Origin of the sequence: Dielma fastidiosa, assembly GCF_000313565.1 — a bacterium.
Classification (GTDB): domain Bacteria; phylum Bacillota_I; class Bacilli_A; order Erysipelotrichales; family Erysipelotrichaceae; genus Dielma; species Dielma fastidiosa.
On sequence record NZ_HE578926.1, the window covers coordinates 312,814 to 332,131 of the forward strand.

The 19,318-nt window shown below is 41.2% G+C and carries 18 protein-coding genes and 1 pseudogene; 11 read left to right on the plus strand and 8 right to left on the minus strand.

The window, feature by feature from the left end:
• Positions 1-49: 49 nt before the first annotated feature.
• The 3 genes from DAHG_RS09385 to DAHG_RS09395 all read right to left on the minus strand — a co-directional run bounded on the left by DAHG_RS09385 (position 50) and on the right by DAHG_RS09395 (position 1,514).
• Positions 50-550: a nitroreductase family protein gene (locus DAHG_RS09385; protein ID WP_022938090.1), complete on the minus strand. Its 501-nt coding sequence runs from the start codon at positions 548-550 to the stop codon at positions 50-52.
• A 27-nt stretch (positions 551-577) separates the two neighbouring features.
• Positions 578-814: a hypothetical protein gene (locus DAHG_RS19285; protein WP_022938091.1), complete on the minus strand. Its 237-nt coding sequence runs from the start codon at positions 812-814 to the stop codon at positions 578-580.
• 64 nt (positions 815-878) lie between these two features.
• Positions 879-1,514, minus strand: coding sequence for an SdpI family protein (locus DAHG_RS09395; protein WP_022938092.1), 636 nt, complete (start codon positions 1,512-1,514; stop codon positions 879-881).
• A gap of 148 nt (positions 1,515-1,662) precedes the next feature.
• On the opposite strand from DAHG_RS09395, the gene DAHG_RS09400 reads away from it, so the two are divergent.
• The 6 genes from DAHG_RS09400 to DAHG_RS09425 all read left to right on the plus strand — a co-directional run bounded on the left by DAHG_RS09400 (position 1,663) and on the right by DAHG_RS09425 (position 8,012).
• On the plus strand, positions 1,663-2,154 hold the full coding sequence (locus DAHG_RS09400; protein ID WP_022938093.1) for a GNAT family N-acetyltransferase: 492 nt from the start codon (positions 1,663-1,665) through the stop codon (positions 2,152-2,154).
• A complete protein-coding gene (locus DAHG_RS09405) occupies positions 2,151-2,960 on the plus strand; it encodes a metallophosphoesterase (protein WP_022938094.1) in 810 nt (269 codons plus the stop codon). The genes DAHG_RS09400 and DAHG_RS09405 overlap by 4 nt, the downstream gene beginning before the upstream one ends.
• A 132-nt stretch (positions 2,961-3,092) precedes the next feature.
• Entirely contained in the window at positions 3,093-3,521 is a 429-nt protein-coding gene (locus DAHG_RS09410; protein ID WP_022938095.1) for a MarR family winged helix-turn-helix transcriptional regulator, read from the plus strand.
• Positions 3,522-3,532: 11 nt separating this feature from the next.
• On the plus strand, positions 3,533-5,260 hold the full coding sequence (locus DAHG_RS09415; RefSeq protein WP_022938096.1) for an ABC transporter ATP-binding protein: 1,728 nt from the start codon (positions 3,533-3,535) through the stop codon (positions 5,258-5,260).
• Positions 5,260-7,119, plus strand: coding sequence for an ABC transporter ATP-binding protein (locus DAHG_RS09420; protein ID WP_022938097.1), 1,860 nt, complete (start codon positions 5,260-5,262; stop codon positions 7,117-7,119). The genes DAHG_RS09415 and DAHG_RS09420 overlap by 1 nt, the downstream gene beginning before the upstream one ends.
• A 116-nt stretch (positions 7,120-7,235) precedes the next feature.
• Entirely contained in the window at positions 7,236-8,012 is a 777-nt protein-coding gene (locus DAHG_RS09425) for a DeoR/GlpR family DNA-binding transcription regulator (protein ID WP_022938098.1), read from the plus strand.
• 69 nt (positions 8,013-8,081) lie between these two features.
• Here the strand turns inward: DAHG_RS09425 and DAHG_RS09430 are convergent, their stop codons facing one another.
• Both DAHG_RS09430 and DAHG_RS09435 read right to left on the minus strand, forming a co-directional pair.
• Positions 8,082-8,363 carry a PTS sugar transporter subunit IIB gene (locus DAHG_RS09430; protein WP_022938099.1) on the minus strand — a complete coding sequence of 94 codons (282 nt, stop codon included), beginning with the start codon at positions 8,361-8,363 and terminating at the stop codon, positions 8,082-8,084.
• Positions 8,364-8,366: 3 nt separating this feature from the next.
• Positions 8,367-9,800: a PTS ascorbate transporter subunit IIC gene (locus DAHG_RS09435; RefSeq protein WP_022938100.1), complete on the minus strand. Its 1,434-nt coding sequence runs from the start codon at positions 9,798-9,800 to the stop codon at positions 8,367-8,369.
• Between the two features lie 261 nt (positions 9,801-10,061).
• Between DAHG_RS09435 and DAHG_RS09440 the strand changes: the two genes are divergently transcribed.
• Together DAHG_RS09440 and DAHG_RS09445 are read left to right on the plus strand one after the other, a co-directional pair.
• Positions 10,062-10,790 carry a creatininase family protein gene (locus DAHG_RS09440; RefSeq protein ID WP_022938101.1) on the plus strand — a complete coding sequence of 243 codons (729 nt, stop codon included), beginning with the start codon at positions 10,062-10,064 and terminating at the stop codon, positions 10,788-10,790.
• Positions 10,771-11,529 (plus strand): HAD family hydrolase, encoded by a 759-nt coding sequence (locus tag DAHG_RS09445; RefSeq protein ID WP_022938102.1) that lies wholly within the window; start codon positions 10,771-10,773, stop codon positions 11,527-11,529. The genes DAHG_RS09440 and DAHG_RS09445 overlap by 20 nt, the downstream gene beginning before the upstream one ends.
• A gap of 372 nt (positions 11,530-11,901) precedes the next feature.
• Here the strand turns inward: DAHG_RS09445 and DAHG_RS09450 are convergent, their stop codons facing one another.
• Positions 11,902-12,705, minus strand: a complete 804-nt coding sequence (locus DAHG_RS09450) for a Cof-type HAD-IIB family hydrolase (protein ID WP_022938103.1) — start codon at positions 12,703-12,705, stop codon at positions 11,902-11,904.
• A gap of 63 nt (positions 12,706-12,768) precedes the next feature.
• Positions 12,769-14,970, minus strand: a complete 2,202-nt coding sequence (locus DAHG_RS19290; protein WP_022938104.1) for a bifunctional diguanylate cyclase/phosphodiesterase — start codon at positions 14,968-14,970, stop codon at positions 12,769-12,771.
• Positions 14,971-15,168: 198 nt separating this feature from the next.
• Between DAHG_RS19290 and DAHG_RS19295 the strand changes: the two genes are divergently transcribed.
• Entirely contained in the window at positions 15,169-16,632 is a 1,464-nt protein-coding gene (locus DAHG_RS19295) for an alpha-amylase (RefSeq protein WP_022938105.1), read from the plus strand.
• 55 nt (positions 16,633-16,687) lie between these two features.
• Here DAHG_RS19295 and DAHG_RS09465 read toward each other — a convergent pair whose 3' ends face one another.
• Positions 16,688-17,371, minus strand: a complete 684-nt coding sequence (locus DAHG_RS09465; protein WP_161650514.1) for a DUF421 domain-containing protein — start codon at positions 17,369-17,371, stop codon at positions 16,688-16,690.
• Between the two features lie 479 nt (positions 17,372-17,850).
• Between DAHG_RS09465 and tenpIN the strand changes: the two are divergent.
• Both tenpIN and DAHG_RS09475 read left to right on the plus strand, forming a co-directional pair.
• Positions 17,851-18,219 (plus strand): annotated as a pseudogene (gene tenpIN / locus DAHG_RS22140) (type III toxin-antitoxin system TenpIN family toxin); the annotation flags it as partial.
• A 168-nt stretch (positions 18,220-18,387) separates the two neighbouring features.
• The gene (locus tag DAHG_RS09475; RefSeq protein ID WP_022938108.1) at positions 18,388-19,290 is read left to right on the plus strand and encodes a helix-turn-helix transcriptional regulator; all 903 of its coding nucleotides are present in this window, start codon (positions 18,388-18,390) and stop codon (positions 19,288-19,290) included.
• Positions 19,291-19,318: the final 28 nt, after the last annotated feature.

Genomic DNA, 19,318 nt, shown 5'->3' on the forward strand with positions numbered 1-19,318 from the left:
GTTGTCAATCAGACTCTTTTTCTAGTTATTATACTGAAATTAGCGGCCCTTAACGGTACCATGTGACTTTCTTTGGATCATAGCGATCCTGTGATTCCTTTACTTCATCAGGATAACCGACGGCCACAGCCGCAATTGGGATATAACGCTCATCAATTGCATAATAGTCCCGGAAGTTTTTGATTCTTTCCGCCCTAGGACCAATCGCGCACCAGCATGTGCCAAGGTTTAGATGGACAGCTTCCAGCAGCATATTTTCAATTGCCGCCGCAGCATCAACATATAAATATTCATCTGGCTGGGAAGCTTCACGATCCCCCATTACGATGATCGCGCAGGACGCGGTTTTCATCATTCCTGTATAGGGCTGAAGCTCAACCATTGAATTCAAAGCCTCACGGTTCTTCACTACTAAAAATCGCCATGATTGTGTATTGCGGGCCGTCGGCGCGCTCATAGCCGCCCTCAGCAAATCTTCAATTTTCGCCTCTTCAACTTCCTGATCCGTAAATTTTCTAATACTTCTGCGCTTAACAATTTCTTCCAGCATTGGGAACACTCCTTTCATTTTATATGCTTAACAGCTGGCCATAAATCCCTGCTCACCCTGGGCAGCGGCAGCCTCCGCTTCCTGAATGGACAGAAATACACGCTGATGCAGCTGATCGATATCGATCACAAACTGCCCTTCACAGCCGCCGTAGCTGTCAATACTAAAGGTCTGCTTATTCCCAACACATTCCAGATCCATGATCCTGCCTGAGAATAATACACCATTTATCAAATAATAAACACGCTGACCATTTTCGATCATTCGCTTCACCTCACTATAAGCATACACAAAGATCAATAGAAAAGCCATCAAAATGATGGCCGAATTAAAAGCGCACTCTGCGAGCTGCCCGCCATGAGCAAAATACACAAAGGGCATAGCATGATACAAAAGTCAAAATCACCGCTGGCAGCATTACTAGATCCGCAACCAGCAGCACTGCCTCAGCACAGATCAGCAAACCGCCTAATACAAACAATACACCGCTCCAACGCTGGGTAACCGACCATGCAGCCTCATTTTTTAAGCTCCAATGAGTACGCAGTCCATTGCCTGAATTCAGCTTTGATTTATGGAACATAAACCCAACCACTATCATCAGCAAACCAAACAGCAGACAGAGATAACGCGGCAGACTGATCGGGGTTAAGCCCTGATTCACATAACCGATATAGGCAAGTACATAAAGCATTGTCAGATTAACCACGATCAATGGCAATAAGGAACAAAGCCACGCCTTGCTGGCAGCTTCTGTATATTTCACGATGGCTAAACCGATGCCGCCCAAAAGCAGAGAAACCGCAAAAAATATCAGCAGTTCAAAGACTGAACCCATCCGATCCACAGCACCTAATAAATCAAAATGCATCGGTATCTGAGATGGAAATAATATAAATGCAAAGATAAAACCAATTAAAGGCAGTATCATTAATAAAATCAAAACATTTTTTCTAGTATTCATCCTATCAACTCCATATATCTAACATTATACTCAAATTCAAGGTAAAATGGCAGTATGATTTTCAAATTCATAATCTTTTGTAAATATTAAGAAACAAATTTAAAAGAATGCTTTATAATAATGACAATCGCTGACAGGAGATGAAGAAATGAAAAAAGTAAATATACGCACCGCACTACCTGAAGATACACCGCTGATTTATGATTTTATTATGAAGCTTGCGCAATATGAGAAAAAAGAAAAGGAAGTAAAAGCAACCCCTGAACTGTTATATGAAAGTCTTTTTGTCCGCCGTCAGGCAGAAGTATTAATGGCATTTGATGATGAACAGCCAGTTGGCTTTGCCCTTTATTTCCATAACTTTTCCACCTTTTTAGGGAAAGCCAACCTCTACCTTGAGGATTTATATGTTGACGAGACTTACCGTCATCAAGGCATCGGCTCACAATTATTCAAAAGACTTGCGGAAATTGCTGTTGAGCGCAACTGTGAACGTTTGGATTGGTGGTGTCTTGACTGGAATGCTTCCGCTATTAAGTTTTATACGCAGAAGCTGCATGCTGAACCTATGCATGAATGGACAGTTTACCGGCTTTGTGATAAAGCCTTGATACAGCTTGCCAAGGAGCCGCTGCTTTGAAGAAAAAGCTGATGATCATCGGCATCATATTTTTGCTGATTGCTGCATATGCTTTATTTATCGAGGGTAAAATGTTGAAAATCTATACTTATGAATTAAATAAAACAGAAAAGAATCAGCCTTCTTTTAAGGTGATCCAGCTTTCTGATATCCATTTAAGCGACAGCTTCACATTGGATGATTTAGCAAGGCTGACCGTCAAGGTCAATGAACAAAAGCCTGATCTTGTTGTCTTTACCGGTGATCTGGTTGATCATTTCGCAAGCTTTGATCAGTTAGATGAAATAGCGCCGATCCTAGCTGACATCAACGCGCCCTTGGGCCGTTATGCGATTTGGGGCAATCATGATTATGGCGGCGGCGGTGTTCGTTACTATGAGCAGATTATGAATGATGCCGGTTTCACCCTGCTGCAAAACAGCGGTGAATTGATTTCCTTAAACGATCAGCACACACTCTGGCTCGCCGGTCTTGATGACGGCTTATTGGGTGATCCTGATTTAAGCTTGATTCCCGCGGCTGATGCTGATTACAATATTCTGCTGCTGCATGAACCAGATCTTGCCGATACTGGCTCAACGAAGGGTTATCAGCTCTTATTAAGCGGCCATTCGCACGGCGGACAGATATCACTGCCCTTCTTTATTCCTTTTACACCGCCATTGGCAAGACACTATAAGCGGGGCTTTTATGATATGAATGATCAAACAACCAAGCATTATGTCAATGCCGGCATCGGCACCACCAAGCTGCCGATCCGCTTTATGAATCCGCCGCAGATTGCTGTATTCACCATCTATCTTTAAATCAAATAAGGACTGAACTGCATAAGACAGTCCTTTTTCTTATTTACAATGTTTAACATTGACAATTATACACACCAGGAGTATATTTCTACATATGATAGTTAGTAAGCTAACTAATTAAGGAGGGGTTGAATGAAACTGCCTTTATATTTGACAGTGTTTAAAACACATAACGCATTGAAAAACTGTACCAGACCGAGAATGGCTGTCTATGGCCTGTCACCGGGTCAGCCTAAGATTCTGCGTTATTTATCAAAGCGGGATCATTGGATGCAGAAAGAACTGGCAAACGCCTGTGAAATCAGCGCCGCTACCGTCAGCAATCTTTTATCAAAGATGGAAGAAGCCGGATTGATTACCCGCAGTGAAGCTCAGGATGACCGACGGGCTGGCAGTATCAGTATTACCGATGCCGGCCGTAAGGCAATTGAAGCGTGGAATGAGGAATGTTTTACAATTGAAGCACGCGGTCTTCAGGGATTCAGTGAGGAAGAAAAAGCGGCTTTTGCTGATTATTTAAGCCGTATGTATAAAAATTTGAGTGGTAAAGAAATAGAATAGGAGATCACAGTATGCTTAAAAAATTTTTTGTTTATTTTAAAGATTATAAAAAGCATTTAATCTTTGCGGCTGTCTGTGTCATGCTTGAAACCTTGTTTGAATTGATTATTCCGCTGATTATGGCAGATATCATCGACATCGGGGTGGCAAATCAAGACACACAGCTGATTTTAATTAAAGGTGCGCAAATGATATTCTGCGCGCTGATATCGCTGGCGCTGGGCATGGCCTATGCGCGGTTTGCGGCGACGGCCGGGCAAGGGTTTGGCAGTGAGCTAAGAAAAGCTGAATATCAGAAGGTGCAAAGCTTTTCCTTTGCAAATACCGATCATTTTTCTACCTCATCCTTAGTTACCCGTCTGACCAGTGATGTCAACGTCTTGCAGACAGCCATCTCTTCCGGCATCCGGCCGATTGTCAGAGCACCGTTTATGCTGGTTACTGCCTTAGGCATGGCAATCATGATCAATAAAGATTTAGCTGTTGTCTTTATGGTTGCGCTGCCGGTATTGGGAACCATTCTTTTTCTTATCGTAAGGACATTAAGACCGCTTTATGGCAAAATGCAGAAAGCCGTTGATTTAGTCAACCGTGTCATTCAGGAGAATCTGATTGCCATCCGGGTCGTTAAATCCTATGTGCGCGGTACTTATGAAAAAGAAAAATTCGAAGAGGTTAATTTTAATCTGCAGACAACCTCCGAAAAAGCCTTCCATTTCGCGGTATTAAATATGCCGGCCTTTCAATTTGTCATGTATTCAACGATCGTTGCGATTCTATGGTTCGGCGGTCAGATGATTTTTGTCGGCAATATGAAGGTGGGTGAATTAACCGGCTTCTTAAGCTATGTACTGCAGATTTTAAATTCACTGATGATGATTTCCAATGTCTTTATGATGCTGACCCGTTCCATCGCTTCAGCGGCCCGTATCCAAGAGGTTTTTGAGGAAGTGCCAAGTATTCAAAGTGATGAAAGCAAACCGCTGACAGTTAAAGACGGCAATATTGACTTTGAACATGTCTATTTCAAATATAAAGAAGCGGCTCAAGAATATGTGCTTTCAGATATTAATCTTTCCATTAAAGCCGGACAGACCATCGGCATTATCGGCGGCACCGGGTCAGCAAAGACATCGCTGATTCAGCTGATACCCCGGCTATATGATGTTTCCAAGGGAGCTGTGTTAATTGATGGGGTGAATGTTAAAGAATATCCTATTAAACATCTGCGGGATGCCATCGGCGTTGTGCTTCAAAAGAATACGCTGTTCAGCGGTACGATCCGTGATAATCTGAAATGGGGCAATGAATCTGCGGATGATGAAGAGTTAATGGCGGCATGCCGGATTGCCTGTGCCGATGAATTTATTGAGCGCATGCCAAAGGGATTGGATACTGATCTCGGGCAGGGCGGCGTCAATGTTTCCGGCGGTCAGAAACAGCGGCTTTGTATTGCCAGAGCCTTACTAAAGAAACCCAAGGTGCTGATCTTTGATGATTCCACAAGCGCCGTTGATACAGGTACCGAAGCCAAGATCCGCAACGCATTAAATCATGAGCTGAAGGATACAACGAAGATCATCATCGCGCAGCGAATTTCCTCTGTCCTGCATGCTGATCAGATCATTATTCTTGAAGGCGGTTATGTCAATGCTGCCGGTACTCATGAAAAGCTTTTAAAAACAAATCCGATTTATCAGGAAATCTATTTATCACAAAAGGAAGGGGCTGAGTTATAATGGCAAGACAAATGAATTATAAACGGCCTAAGGATTTAAAACGTACAGTTACTAAATTAATGGCTTATCTCGGCAATCATAAATTCGCTATGTTTATTGTCGCCATCCTGGTCATCCTTTCTGCCGGGGTTAATCTGGCTGGTACCTACATGCTGAAACCAACGATCAATTCCTTTATTCTTACTAAAGATCTGATGGGTCTGATGAAGATGGTTGCTACGATGGGCGGCATCTATTTAGCCGGTGTTTTATGTACGCTTGGCTATACACAGCTGATGGTAAAAATGGCCCAGCAAATTATTAAAGAGATCCGCAGTGATCTGTTTGCGAAGACACAAAATCTGCCGCTTCGTTATTTTGACGCCCGTACCCACGGTGAACTGATGAGCCGGTTTACAAATGATATCGATGTTGTCGCGGATGCGCTGAATAATTCATTTACGGCGGTCATTAATAATTTTGTGATGATTACCGGTACTGTGATCATCATCGTTGTCTTAAACTGGCGTTTATCCATTGTCGTATTGATTGCAATGCTGCTGATGACCCTGTTTATTCAAACCAGCGGTAAAAAAAGTAAGCATTATTTCAATAAGCAGCAAAAATATATCGGCTCTCTGAATGGATTTATCGAAGAAATGGTGGAGGGTCAAAAGGTTGTAAAGGTATTTAATCATGAGGAAAAGGATTTTGAGGAATTTGTCAGACGCAATGAGCTGCTGCGTGAATCAGCCACCGAGGCACTGACTTATTCAGGTATCATGGTACCTGTCGTTGTCAGCATGTCCTATCTGAATTATGCGATATCAGCGATGATCGGCGGCTTTTTCTCAATTGCCGGCTTAATGGATCTCGGATCATTGGCGGCATATCTTGTCTATGTCAGACAGACGGCGATGCCAATTAATCAGTTTACCCAACAGATCAATTTTATTCTGGCGGCAATGTCCGGCGCGGAAAGAATCTTTGAAATGATGGATGAAGCTGAAGAAATTGATCAGGGTATTGTAACACTCGTTCGGGTCTGCAAAGATGAAAACGGTGTGATGCATGAATGTGATACTACTACCGGTCATTGGGCATGGCGGCATCCGCATTCTGACGGTTCGGCTGAACTTGTTGAATTGAAAGGTGATGTACGCTTTAAAGATGTCGTATTCAGTTATGATACAGGCCATGAAATCCTCCATGGCATCAATCTGTACGCTAAACCGGGTCAAAAGATCGCCTTTGTCGGCGCTACCGGTGCCGGTAAAACGACAATTACAAATCTGATCAACCGCTTCTATGAAGTAGACAGCGGCAGTATTACCTACGACGGCATTGATGTCAAATTGATTAAAAAAGATGATTTGCGCCGCTCTTTAGGCATGGTGCTTCAGGATACCCATTTATTTACCGGTACAATTGCCGACAACATCCGTTACGGCAACCTTTATGCCAGCGATGAGGATGTCATTAAGGCTGCCAAACTGGCTAATGCCGATTCCTTTATCCGGCGTCTGCCTGACGGCTATCAAACAATGCTGCACAGCGACGGCGCGAATCTTTCACAAGGTCAGCGTCAGCTGCTAGCGATTGCGAGAGCCGCTATTGCCGACCCGCCGGTACTGATTCTTGATGAAGCTACCAGCTCCATCGATACAAGAACCGAAAAGCTGATTGAAAAAGGCATGGATTCCTTGATGGAAGGCCGCACCGTCTTTGTCATCGCCCACCGCTTATCAACCGTCCGTAACTCAAAAGCAATCATGGTTCTTGATCAAGGCCGTATTATTGAACGCGGCAGTCATGATGAACTGATTGCTCAGGAAGGCACTTACTATAAGCTGTACACCGGTCAGTTTGAATTATCATAAGCCATTTCCCCTTTCTCATGCTCCTAATGTTTATGAAATATTATCAAAAATAGACTAAAATATTTTCGTAAAATAAGGTATAATAGATAAGTATAGAAATTTGAAGGGGGATACTCATGCGCAGCTCCAAAGCCGAAATTGAAAAAAGACGTGAAAATATCATCACTTATCTGCTGGAAAATGGTGAATCTAACATTGAAGACATTGCCAGCTATCTTTCTATTTCAACCTTAACGGTACGCAGAGATATCGAAGAATTCAAGGCGAATCAAATTATTGGTCAAAAAAACGGCAATCTGAAGCTGAATGATGATTTTAAGCTTAAATTAAAACAAAATAAATATTCGCGTGAACGCAAAGCCATTCAGAAAGAAGCGGCCAAGCATGTCGAAGAAAATGATGTATTGTTTATAAATACCAGCTATACAGCATTAGGTACCGTAAAATATATCAAGGATATACATTGTACCATCATTACGAATAACACCAACATTGTCAACATTGAACGTGATAAGTCCATTGTAGCCCTGCTTACCGGCGGTGAAATCCGTGAACCTCGAAGCTCAATTGTCGGTGAAATTGCCTATAATACGATCTCACAGATCAAAGCTAATAAATGTATCATCGGTGTTGACGGTATCAGTCTTGAAAGCGGATTGAGCTCATCCATACTGCATGAAGCCAGCATCACCGAATTGATGCTTAAATGCTGTACCGGTGAATGCTTTGTCGTTGCCAGCAGCGAGCGGATCAATAAAACTGACCGTTTCTTCTGCGGCAGCTTAGATTTGGTGGATACAATCATCACTGATAATAAGGTTGATATGCTGGCTGTTTATGAATTCAGACGCCGCGGTATCGAGGTCATCATCGTTAACCCAGATAAAGCATAATAAAACCTGCCAAACGGCAGGTTTTTATTTCATCGCTGTGCGAGCAAGTGCACAGTTGAAAGGGATGAATTATAGAATTGACGCATTCTTTAGTTTCTCAGTAATTTCCGCTTCTGAGAGAACATTCTGCAGTCCGATAACCTGTGTCTTGCCGCCTTGATTAAATGATCCTTCAAAGGACAGCGGACAGAGGATGATATCATAATTAGCCGCTGATGAAATAGCATCACCGACACTAGTATGATCAATTTGCGCCTCAACCTGATGCTTTTTAAAAATAGCTTCTACCTTCATTTTAATCAGCATGCTTGAACCCATGCCATTGCCGCAGGCAACCATAACCTTTAACATATTTTAATTCTCCTTTATGTGATTGTAATAAACTGCTTTATGCTTACGATAGTAAAGCTGATTCAAGGCCAATAAAGCGATGATAGCGATCATTGCGCCGCCATATGGCCCAACAAAATGAATCACAACCATTAAACCGGCGAAGAAGGTGTTGTTGTCGAAGAAAGCCGGCCAAGCGGAAAGTGAATAACCGCCGACACCTTTCACAAACATAATCATCACAAATGAAATCAGCACTTGGAATAGTCCGTTCAGTATTGAACACAGGATAGCCGCGTTCTTACCGCCGCGTTTGTTGGCATAGATTGCGATGGTCGCGTTATCAAAAAACAACGGTACGAAGCCCGGCACCAAAAACAGCGGTGATTTGAAAATCAACAGACCGGCAATCGCGATAATCTGACCGAAAAAGCCGAAAATGAAGCCAATTAACGGAACATTAGGATGTGCATAATTGAATGCTACCGCGCAGTCAACAGCCGGCATAGAGCCTTTAATCAGCTTTTGTGAGATACCCTCAAAGGCTTTCATCAGTTCTGCCACAAACATTCTGACACCGGCTAACAAAATATACATATATACAGAAAAATAGATACATTTCGTAATAATATAGACGATGAATAAGGTTGTAGCGGTAAACGTAGAATCTATTTCGCGCATCGCCGGTTCCCCAATTACCAGCATCAGACCGCCAAAGAAAATAGTCATTAGAATCGCTGTTGATACAACATTATCCTTAAAGATTGATAAGAAGCCCGGCAATTGGATGTTTTCAACACTATCCTCAGGTTTGCCGAAGAAACCAGCAATTTTATCTGTGAACCAGATGCCCAGCATCTCCTGATGACCGATTGCGAAGCCCGCTCCGCCAGTCAGATTCTGAGTCGCTTCAACGGTAATATTAGAACCGACCGCCGCCCAGACACCACACAGTGCGCCGAATAAAATGGTGAATCCCATATTGCGGGCAGCCGGGCATACTAAATAGACAAGCCACATCATCAATGTTGTATAGCCCTGCAGTGTATGACCGGTTACATATAATGTACGGCAGCGCGTCCATTTATTAAGGATAACTAAAATGAAGTTGACAGCGATTGAAACGGCAAAAGCAAACATCGTCCAGACGACCGCCCCTTCAATGGAAAATAAACCCGTATCCCCATACATCTGTCCCATTAGGAAATACGTGTCGACAACCGCCGCTTCCATTTGAAACTTTGTACCCAAAGCATCAATGATCGGCTTAAATGTACTGGTCAGACCGCCGGAACCGATGGTCAGGATAAAGAAACCGACAGCCGTTTTAATAAAACCGGCCAGCGCTTCATGAAACGGCTTCTTCATCGCAAGCAGACCGATAAATACCATGATGCCAATAAAGTATGCAGGCTGCGTAAGAATGTTGCTCGACAGCATTTGTAAGAATGTAAACATAGCTTCTACCTCCTTTTGTTTGAACTATTTGTTTATGGCTTCAGTATAGCGCTTACATCAGACATCGTCAATCATTTTATGATAATTTTATCATATAAATTATGAATTAATCATAAAATTTCCAATATTTACCTCTTTTTATCATTTGATTCGCCATTTTATTATAATTTTAACTGTGTTTTATCTTAAACATATTGAAAATATTTCATGTATGTGCTTATAATGAGACTAGTTAATCAACTATAAAGGAGGTTTATATTTATGAAAGATGTTTATGCAGGCAATCTGACTTCGCCGGAATTCGCAAGGGCAGTTAAGGAATGCAAAGCTGTCATTTTGCCTATTGGCTCATGTGAACAGCATGGTCATCATATGCCATTGGATACCGATAATCTAATTGGCAGCTATTTGGCTATGGAGACAGCCAAGCGCTGTCACTGTCTGGTGATGCCGGCCATCAATTACGGACAGGTATGGTCAGCCAGAAAATTTCCCGGCACAATTGCCCTCAGCACTAATACATTAATCAGCATTATTAAGGAAGTTGTCATATCTCTGCAGTCTCATCATGTCAGAAACATTATCTTATTAGCTGGACATAATGGTAATTCAAATGCGTTAAAAGAAGCCGCCCGTCAGCTGCTTGATGAATATCAATGGGAGAATGTGTGGTATCTTTGTGCTGAAATTGATTCATCCTTAATGAAACTCATGGAAACGCCAATTCCCTGCGGCTGTGTTCATGCCGGCGAGATGGAAACTTCAATGCTTTTAGCCATCCGCCCTGATTTAGTTCATATGGAAAGGGCAACCGCTGAATTTCCTACGCTGCCTCAGGATGCGAAGTATCGGCCGGTTAGTTGGGAGCATTATATTGAAAGCGGCTCTTTTGGTGACGGCGGCAAGGCAACCGCTGAGAAAGGTAAGGCGTTGCTTGAATCGTCGATTCAAAGCGCTGTGCGGCTGATTAATGAAATCATTCCCGACTGATCAAATCAAGCTGGCTGTTTTTGATATTGATGATACACTGCTTCCCCGCGGCCGCTTTGCACTTTCATCACCTACTAAAAAAGCGATTCATCAGCTTCATGAAAATGGCATTATCACCATTCCAGCCACAGGCCGAGGCAGTTATAATACTCCTGCACAAATCATTGATGTGCTTAAACCGCCTTTTCTCATAACCATCAATGGTCATATCATATTAAAACAAAATGAGATTATCAAATCGGCGCCCATAGACCGTCAGGTTATCAGTGAACTATACGCTTTCTGTTTCAGCCATCATCTATCACTGATATATAAGACAAGGGATAGCTATCAGCATGTTTTAGATGCAAACATTGATAAGTCGGCCAAACTGGAGCGGACAGCCAAAGAAATCTATGGTTGTTTTCTTATTCCACCGCCAAATTTTTCCATTTCCTTGCTTGCGAAGCAATTCCATTCATTAGTTTTTACTAAGGGAGGTGATGGATATGATGTCTATGGCTGTGACGCGGACAAATCGTTTGGCATCGAATTAGTTTTAAAGCAATTGAATCTCAATTGGGAAAATGTACTGTGCTTTGGCGACGCGGAAAATGATCTTACTATGATTCAAAAGGCCGGCTTGGGCGTTGCGATGGGAAATGCCTGCGGCAGCTTAAAGGCGGCTGCGGATGTGGTTTGCGGAAATGCTGAAGATGATGGAATTGCTGATTTCCTGAATCAGCTGTTCAGCCATTAAATTAAGAATATAGGATAGAAAAAAAATCGTGCTGCCACGATTCTCTCATTAATTCTTATAAGCCACCGCCCGCTTAGGCCATGACGTATCCTTTAATAAAATATGGCAAACCCAATCATATCCGCTTTTTGCTAATTCAGCAAGGCTTTGGCCGCACTTACCCCAACCCCCGTTGGATAAAAACAGCTTTCTTAATGGCCGCTGACAATTCGCTGAAATATCCCTGTTGGCTTGATTCAAGATTTTGATACATACAAGAAATCATTCACTAAGAATATCCACCGCCAAAGGTAGAATATTCACTTTCTGAAAAAGCGTCAGCATAATGCCGATTCTGCAAGCTTTATGTAAATGGGTCAGATAAAATAAAACTTATGCCTGATTATTTTCTAACAGGTGCCAAATTGCCTTAGCTACACCGTTATGCGCCGCATCATCACTGATCCAGTCCGCATGACTTTTTACATATTCACTCGCATTTCCCATCGCGATCCCGCAGCCTGCCAATTCAAGCATTTTCAAATCATTGGTAGAGTCACCGATCGCCGCTGCCTCATGCCATGTCAGATTAAATTTATCCAGCAATATCTCAATCGCCCTAGCCTTATCATTATCGGCACGAAACACATCAAAAACATGCTCCGCAATCTTATCACAGCGCAAATTAGGGGTGGCATTGACAAAATCAACTAATGCCTGTTCATCCTCAGCAACCACTACACCGTTATATGGCATATTATGCAGATGCCGCTTATGGGTTGGATCATCCTTAATGATTGTACAGCCTTCCTTCACATGGGTTCTGAAAAAGTCCTCGATTTTATCAAACCGATGATAACCATAAGAGAAATCATCAAAATGGAAACACAGACCACACTCATGCGCCCGCGCATAATCCCAAATCATTTGAAAATCATGATGACTCATCGGATTTTCAAACAAAGCCTGACCCTTCCTATCTTCAATATAACCGCCGTTTAAATTAATTCTGGCATCAAAATCAATTAAATCAGTAATCGCCTTTGTATGAATCGGCGGCCGTCCGGTACACAGTACACATTTTACTCCATGGCGCTGTAAATCAGCAATCGCGTCGATAGAGCTTTGAGCCACGATACCCTTACTTGTTTCAACTAATGTTCCATCTACATCAATAAATACAATTTTAATTTTCATCGTCATCCCTCATTCAAATTTAATCCTATTATAACACATCTCAGACAAGAAAAAACTGCCGCATTAACCGGCAGAATTCACTTTCATTGTTTGCTGGGACTGCTTTTTACGCATTTCCATTTCTTTTTCCTTAGTGACATTTTGAATCAAGCCGACAGCTTTTACCGACTTACCGTTCTCATCCTTAACAGCCGTCAGTGTAATATGATTCCAAACAATGCTGTCATCACCCATATGTGCCTGAATGGTGCAGCTTGCCTGATCCTTACCATCATAGATATCCTGATACATTTGAATAAAATCATCCTCATACCCTTCACAAACCGACCCCTGTTCAATAAATCCTTCCGGCGCGTTTACCACACAGTCAGATAAACCAAAATCATCCTGTGTATGCTTAGCATAATAAGCGGTACGAGTAGCGATATCTAATTCAAAAATCGTATCCCGGCCTGATTCCATCGTTAAATAGAACCGTTTTTCAGCAAGTTTCAATTCTTCAATAGTTTCCATATAATCACTGACATCCGATACTGACGCATAGTAAATATCTTTATTATTAATCTCTGAAAGATAGAACAGACGGATTTTAACCCATAACACTCCTTTTGAAGAATACCGGCGTACAATAACCTCTGAACCTTTATCGCCATTCTCATTAGCCTTTAAAAGCGCAGCCATCATCAGCGGCCGGTCTTCCTCAAGAATCGGTAATTCATCATGCTTATAAAAATCCATCATATCATGTTCACACATTAAATTATAATATTGCTCATTTGCCTTCATGACGCGGATATCCTGTCCGTCAAAGGAATAGAGTACAACCTGTCCAAGTATATTATTCAGCAATGCCTCCGACATCATATCCTCATGAAAGAGATCCTTAAAATTAAGCTGCCAGTCTTCCAGTGTTTTCTGATTCAAGTGATCACGAACATCAATCTTGCTCTCATCCCTGATCAATTCCTCAAAAGCTGTCAGCTTCATTGGCCGGTAATAATAAAAGCCCTGAGCATAAACGCAGCCGATTCCCAGCAGGAAATCAACTTGTTCGCGGTTTTCAACACCCTCCGCAATCACCTTAAGATCAAGCCATTTCGCCATATGTACCACAGATTCCACAATATCCTTGCTCTTGCGGTCATTGTTGTCAAGAAAACGCATATCCAGCTTCAGCACATTGATATTAATATCCTTTAAAATATTTAATGAAGAATAACCGCTGCCAAAATCATCCATAGAAACTGTAAAGCCTTCATTCATCAGCTGGCTGATTACCTGAATAATTTCATCGGTACGGCTGCTGTATGCACTTTCTGTCACTTCGATTTCCAGCCAAGCGGCATCAAGTTCATATTTATCAGCCAATGCTTTAATCATCGCAAAAACATCCATGCTGAAAATATCACTCCGCGATACGTTAACCGAAAGCGGCAGCACTGATAACCCCTGCTGTTTGCGCTGATGCAGCCATCGGGCGGCCTGTTCCCACACATAGGCATCTAATTTTTTAATAAACCCATTCCGTTCAAATAAAGGAATGAAAACCGTAGGCGGGATCAGTCCCTTTAATGGATGATTCCAGCGAACCAATACTTCCCCGCCGACAATCAGTCCGGTTTTCATATTGCATTTTGGCTGAATATAAATCTCAAACTCATGATTAGCCAGTGAGGTTTCCACATTGTTCAGCAGATCCTGCTCCTCGATCAAAAGATTACGCATACTGTCATTATACCAAGCTAAATGATGCACATAATTCCCTTTTACGGATTTGCCGGCCATCACTGAACGGTCACACATCAGACTTGCGCGGATACTGCGGTCAGTGATCTCATAAATGCCGATAGCCGGGATAATTTCCATATTTAGCGGATAATTCCGGCAGATGTTTACAATTTTATCCGCTGCCTTTTCACCGCCGTTTTTTGATGGCAGAAAGACGGCAAAAACATCAGAACCAATGCGTGAGAAACAGCTGTTCTCACAAGCCAGCTCAGATTGCAGCTGATGGGCTAGATATTGCAGCAGCGCATCTCCCTGTTCAGTTCCATAAAAATCATTAATCAAGCGAAACCGTTCAATGTCTACGGTAATGATCTGAAAGATTTCATTAGGCACTGCATCTAAAATCTGCTGAATGGTTTCATAAAAGACATGTTTATTACAGACACCGGTCAGTGAATCATAATCACGATAAAACCGCAGCTGTTCTTCGAGCTGCTTAATCTGTATTTCTAATGATTCAATATTCTGACTTGTCATAGCTATCTCCTTGTCAAATTCACGACACTATCATTTTAACATTATCAATATAAATATGAACCTAAAATCGATGTCTAAAATGGTTTTTTGAGACACTTTTTTTGCCGTTTCAGATATTTGACCAAATTTATGGATAAAAGCACCGCTTGTATTTTAATAAAAACCCTCCTATACTAAAACCAGAGAGTGAGGAAGATCATGACATACAAAAGAACGCTAATGCAGTATTTTGAATGGTATCTGCCTGCTGATCAAACGCTGTGGAAACGCGCGGCACATCAAGCGGAACAGCTAAAACATGATGGTATTACAACTTTATGGCTGCCGCCTGCTTATAAAGGCAGTGCCGGTGATAAGGATGTTGGTTATGGTATTTATGACTTATATGATTTAGGTGAATTTAATCAGAAAGGCAGCATTCCTACAAAATATGGCACAAAAGATGAATACATTGAAGCCATTAAGTGTTTGCATGATAATCAGATTGAAGTGATTGCGGATGTGGTAATGAATCATAAAATGGGTGCTGATGAAACGGAGGAAGTAATGGCACATGAAGATGCCGGCAACAACCGTAATAGTGAAATCAGCGGCAGCCATATGATAACTGCCTGGACTAAATTTACCTTTCCTAACCGTCATGCAAAATATTCTGATTTCACATGGAATTGGAAGCATTTTGACGGCACTGATTGGGATCAGAAAACACAGCGCAGCAGTATTTATCAATTTGAAGGGAAGGAATGGGACCGCAATGTTGATCAGGAGAATGGCAATTATGATTATTTGATGGGCTGTGATCTTGATTTCAGCTGTCCTGAGGTACGTGAGGAATTAAAAAAATGGGGCAGCTGGTTTTTGGCTTTTACCAAAATCGATGGCTTTCGTATGGATGCGTTAAAGCATATTGATGCCTATTATATTCCTGAGTTTTTAAATGTGATGCGCGGCCAATACCCTAACCTATATGCTATTGGTGAATACTGGAACAGTGATGTGAATGTTTTGCTTGACTACCTGCATAAGACTGGCAATGTCTGTCATTTATTTGATGTGCCTCTGCATTATCAGCTTGAAAGAGCCTCTAAATCAAATGGTAATTTTGATATGCGGACAATTTTTGACAACACCCTGCTTAAACTTGATCCTTTGCATGCGATAACCTTTGTGGATAATCATGATACACAGCCGCATCAGTCACTGGAATCATGGGTTGACGGTTGGTTTAAGCCGATTGCCTATGCGCTGATACTTCTTCATCCGGATTCAACACCTTGTGTATTTTATGGTGATGTATATGGCATTCCCCATGATGATATTGCCCCAGTTGATGAGTTGCAGCGGCTGCTGCTCATCAGAAAAGAGACTGCGACAGGGCTTTGGCATGAATACTTAGATGATCCAAATATCATTGGCTGGACGCAGGAAGGCGAATCTCAAGGCGGATATGCGATGCTGGCAAGTGACAGCGCTGGCGGTGAGAAGGTCATGTTTGCGGGACTAAACCACGCCGGTGAAGAATATCTTGACGTCATGAATCATCGTGATGAAGTCATCGTCATTGATCAGGAGGGCAACGGACGCTTTCTTGTCGACGGTGGTTCTGTTTCCGTCTGGCTGCCGCGTTCTGCCTATGAAAAAATCATGATTGAAATTCAATAAATTGAAAAGGGACAACGAATGTCCCTTTTGTTTATAAATATTTTATGGTATTGCTTTATGCCTGCTTGTATACGGTCAGTTTATGATTTTCATCCACAACAGCTAAAATAATTTGATCCAATTCTGCTTCATCAATGTTCTGTTTTCTTAATTCTCTGACCAACCATTTCTCATCAATATTCATCAGCTTAAGATTTGATTGGAGAATCACCCCATCCATGATAACTGACAGCACCTGAATGGGGTTTGCCGCTTTCAGCTGCAGATCATCATTACGTGCTGGTCTTGCGAAGCCTTTTGGCTGTACAGAAAGTTTACCGGTTGGCTCAAGGTTGGCAGTATATACATCATTGATATTAAAATAACCGCTGGTTCTTAGATTACTGAGCAATTCAGAAACGGTCATTTTTGATTGCTGAAGTCCACTGATCTTAATGCTGCCTTTTTCAATCAAAGCTATTGGTTTACCAGTTAAAACCGCATTTGCTATTAAATTAATCTGGGTGATTTTATTTAATAACAGATTGCCTGCAAAAAATAAAATAATGGCAAACAGTCCTGATGTTAATGACAGATCAGTGTTTATACTGATTGTCGCCGCAATGGAACCAACGCTAATCCCTGTTACATAATCATAGAAACTCATCTGTGCGATTTGCTTTGGCCCATTTAGCCGCGCCATGATCAGCATGACAAGAATTGTTGCGACTACACGAAGCAAAATTTCTGAAAAATTCATAAGGCTCATCCTTTCTCCTCTAGTATGCGCCTGAATTCATAATTTTAATGCTTTTTCTGCGATTTGTACTATGACTTTCTAAAAATTAAAAACATTAGAAATTTCTATGCCGAAGTAAATTCTCGTCTTGTTAGCTGAACCATCATTTTATTGTAATCAAATTGACAAATACAACAATATGTCATATACTAAAAACGTAGTAAAAAGTATTTCATCGCTATTTTGATGTGTACGAGTGACGGTTCTGACTCGTCGATAAAATAAAAATTGACCGAGCGATGTGTACGAGTGACGGTTCTGATTCGTCGATAAAATAAAAATTGACCGAGCGATGGATAAGGGGTATGCGCCCCTTATTTTTATTAAGGGAATATTTGAGGGGGAATGACAATAAATTACATAAGTAATATCAAAAGGCTTACACATACATTTTTTATTGATTACGATGAAATAAACTATCCTGAAATTATAATGTTGTACTAATTAAAGGACTAGGTGATTATTTTTTATGCGTACCATTCAGAACAAATATTAGACATAAATATGCTTATCATTTTAAGAGAACGAATCGTTCAAAAGCTCATATATCAGGCTTGGATTATCAAAAAATGATTATTATTAATCAAGACAGTTACATCGATTCTGTCAATAACATAATTATTGACAATGATGAATATATAGAATATATTACCAATTTAGATAAAATCAACCAAGAAGCATTACAATTTTTACAAGACTACATAGATTACAGGAAAATGATGTCAATAATTTCATTTCAAGAATTTGAACGTCGATATAAATTTTCCCCTTTGCAATATTTCGATTCAATCATCATTAAACCATGTTAATTTTAAACAATTAAGGACTATAACTTTGTTCAAACTGTTATAGTCCTTTCTATTTCAAATTTATTCATAAAGGGAAGATTAAATTCAAAACATGACTTAAGCTGTCAAGTTTATGCGGTATAATTATCAATACAGATTACTTTTATTAATCTAAGATTGGAGACAGCCATGAAAGAAAACAGATATTTTCAGATGGTTTATTTATTATTAGAAAAGGGTACGATGACAGCACCGCAATTAGCGGCATATTTTGAGGTATCCGTAAGAACGATTTATAGAGATATCGATATCCTAAGTGCTGCCGGTATTCCTATCTATGCCAGCCAAGGCAGGGGCGGCGGTATCTCAATTCAAGATAATTATGTGCTTAAAAAATCGATGCTCAGTCAAGAGGAACAGAAACACATTCTCATGGCTTTACAAAGTATGCAGGTGATTGAAGGAGAATCCGCAAAATCACTCTTATTGAAATTAAGCAGTGTATTCCAAAGGGAACATGTTGACTGGCTGGAAATTGATTTTTCAAGCTGGACCAAAAGCGGTGCCGTGAAAGTCCTCTTTCAGACGCTTCAAAACGCAATCCTAAAAAGCCGCAGGGTCAAGTTTCTTTATTGCAATGGCAGGGGAGAAGTCAATGAGCGAACCATCGAACCGCTGAAACTGGTTTTTAAATCTTATGATTGGTATGTGTATGGTTTCTGTACGCTACGCAATGACTTTCGTTTTTTTAAATTAACCAGAATCCGCAGGCTTACCCTGTGTGATGAAGTATATGATCGGCCAATTCCCGATCAGCTGTTTAAAGAATCCGAAAATTTCGCAATGGCTATGACCCCCGTAACACTTGTCTTTGACCCCTGCATGGCATTTAGAGTTTACGATAAGTTTGATGATGAGGTCACCAAAATGCCTGACGGCCGTTTATTAGTAGAAACATATATGCCTGATAATAATTTGTTATACAGCTATATTCTGTCATGCGGAGATAGTGTGGAAGTGATCAAGCCGCAAAGCGTCCGCGAAAAAATAGCTGAAAGAGCTCGAAACATTGTGGAAAAATATAAAACATGACACGGGGTTACAAGTTCAATATGATATT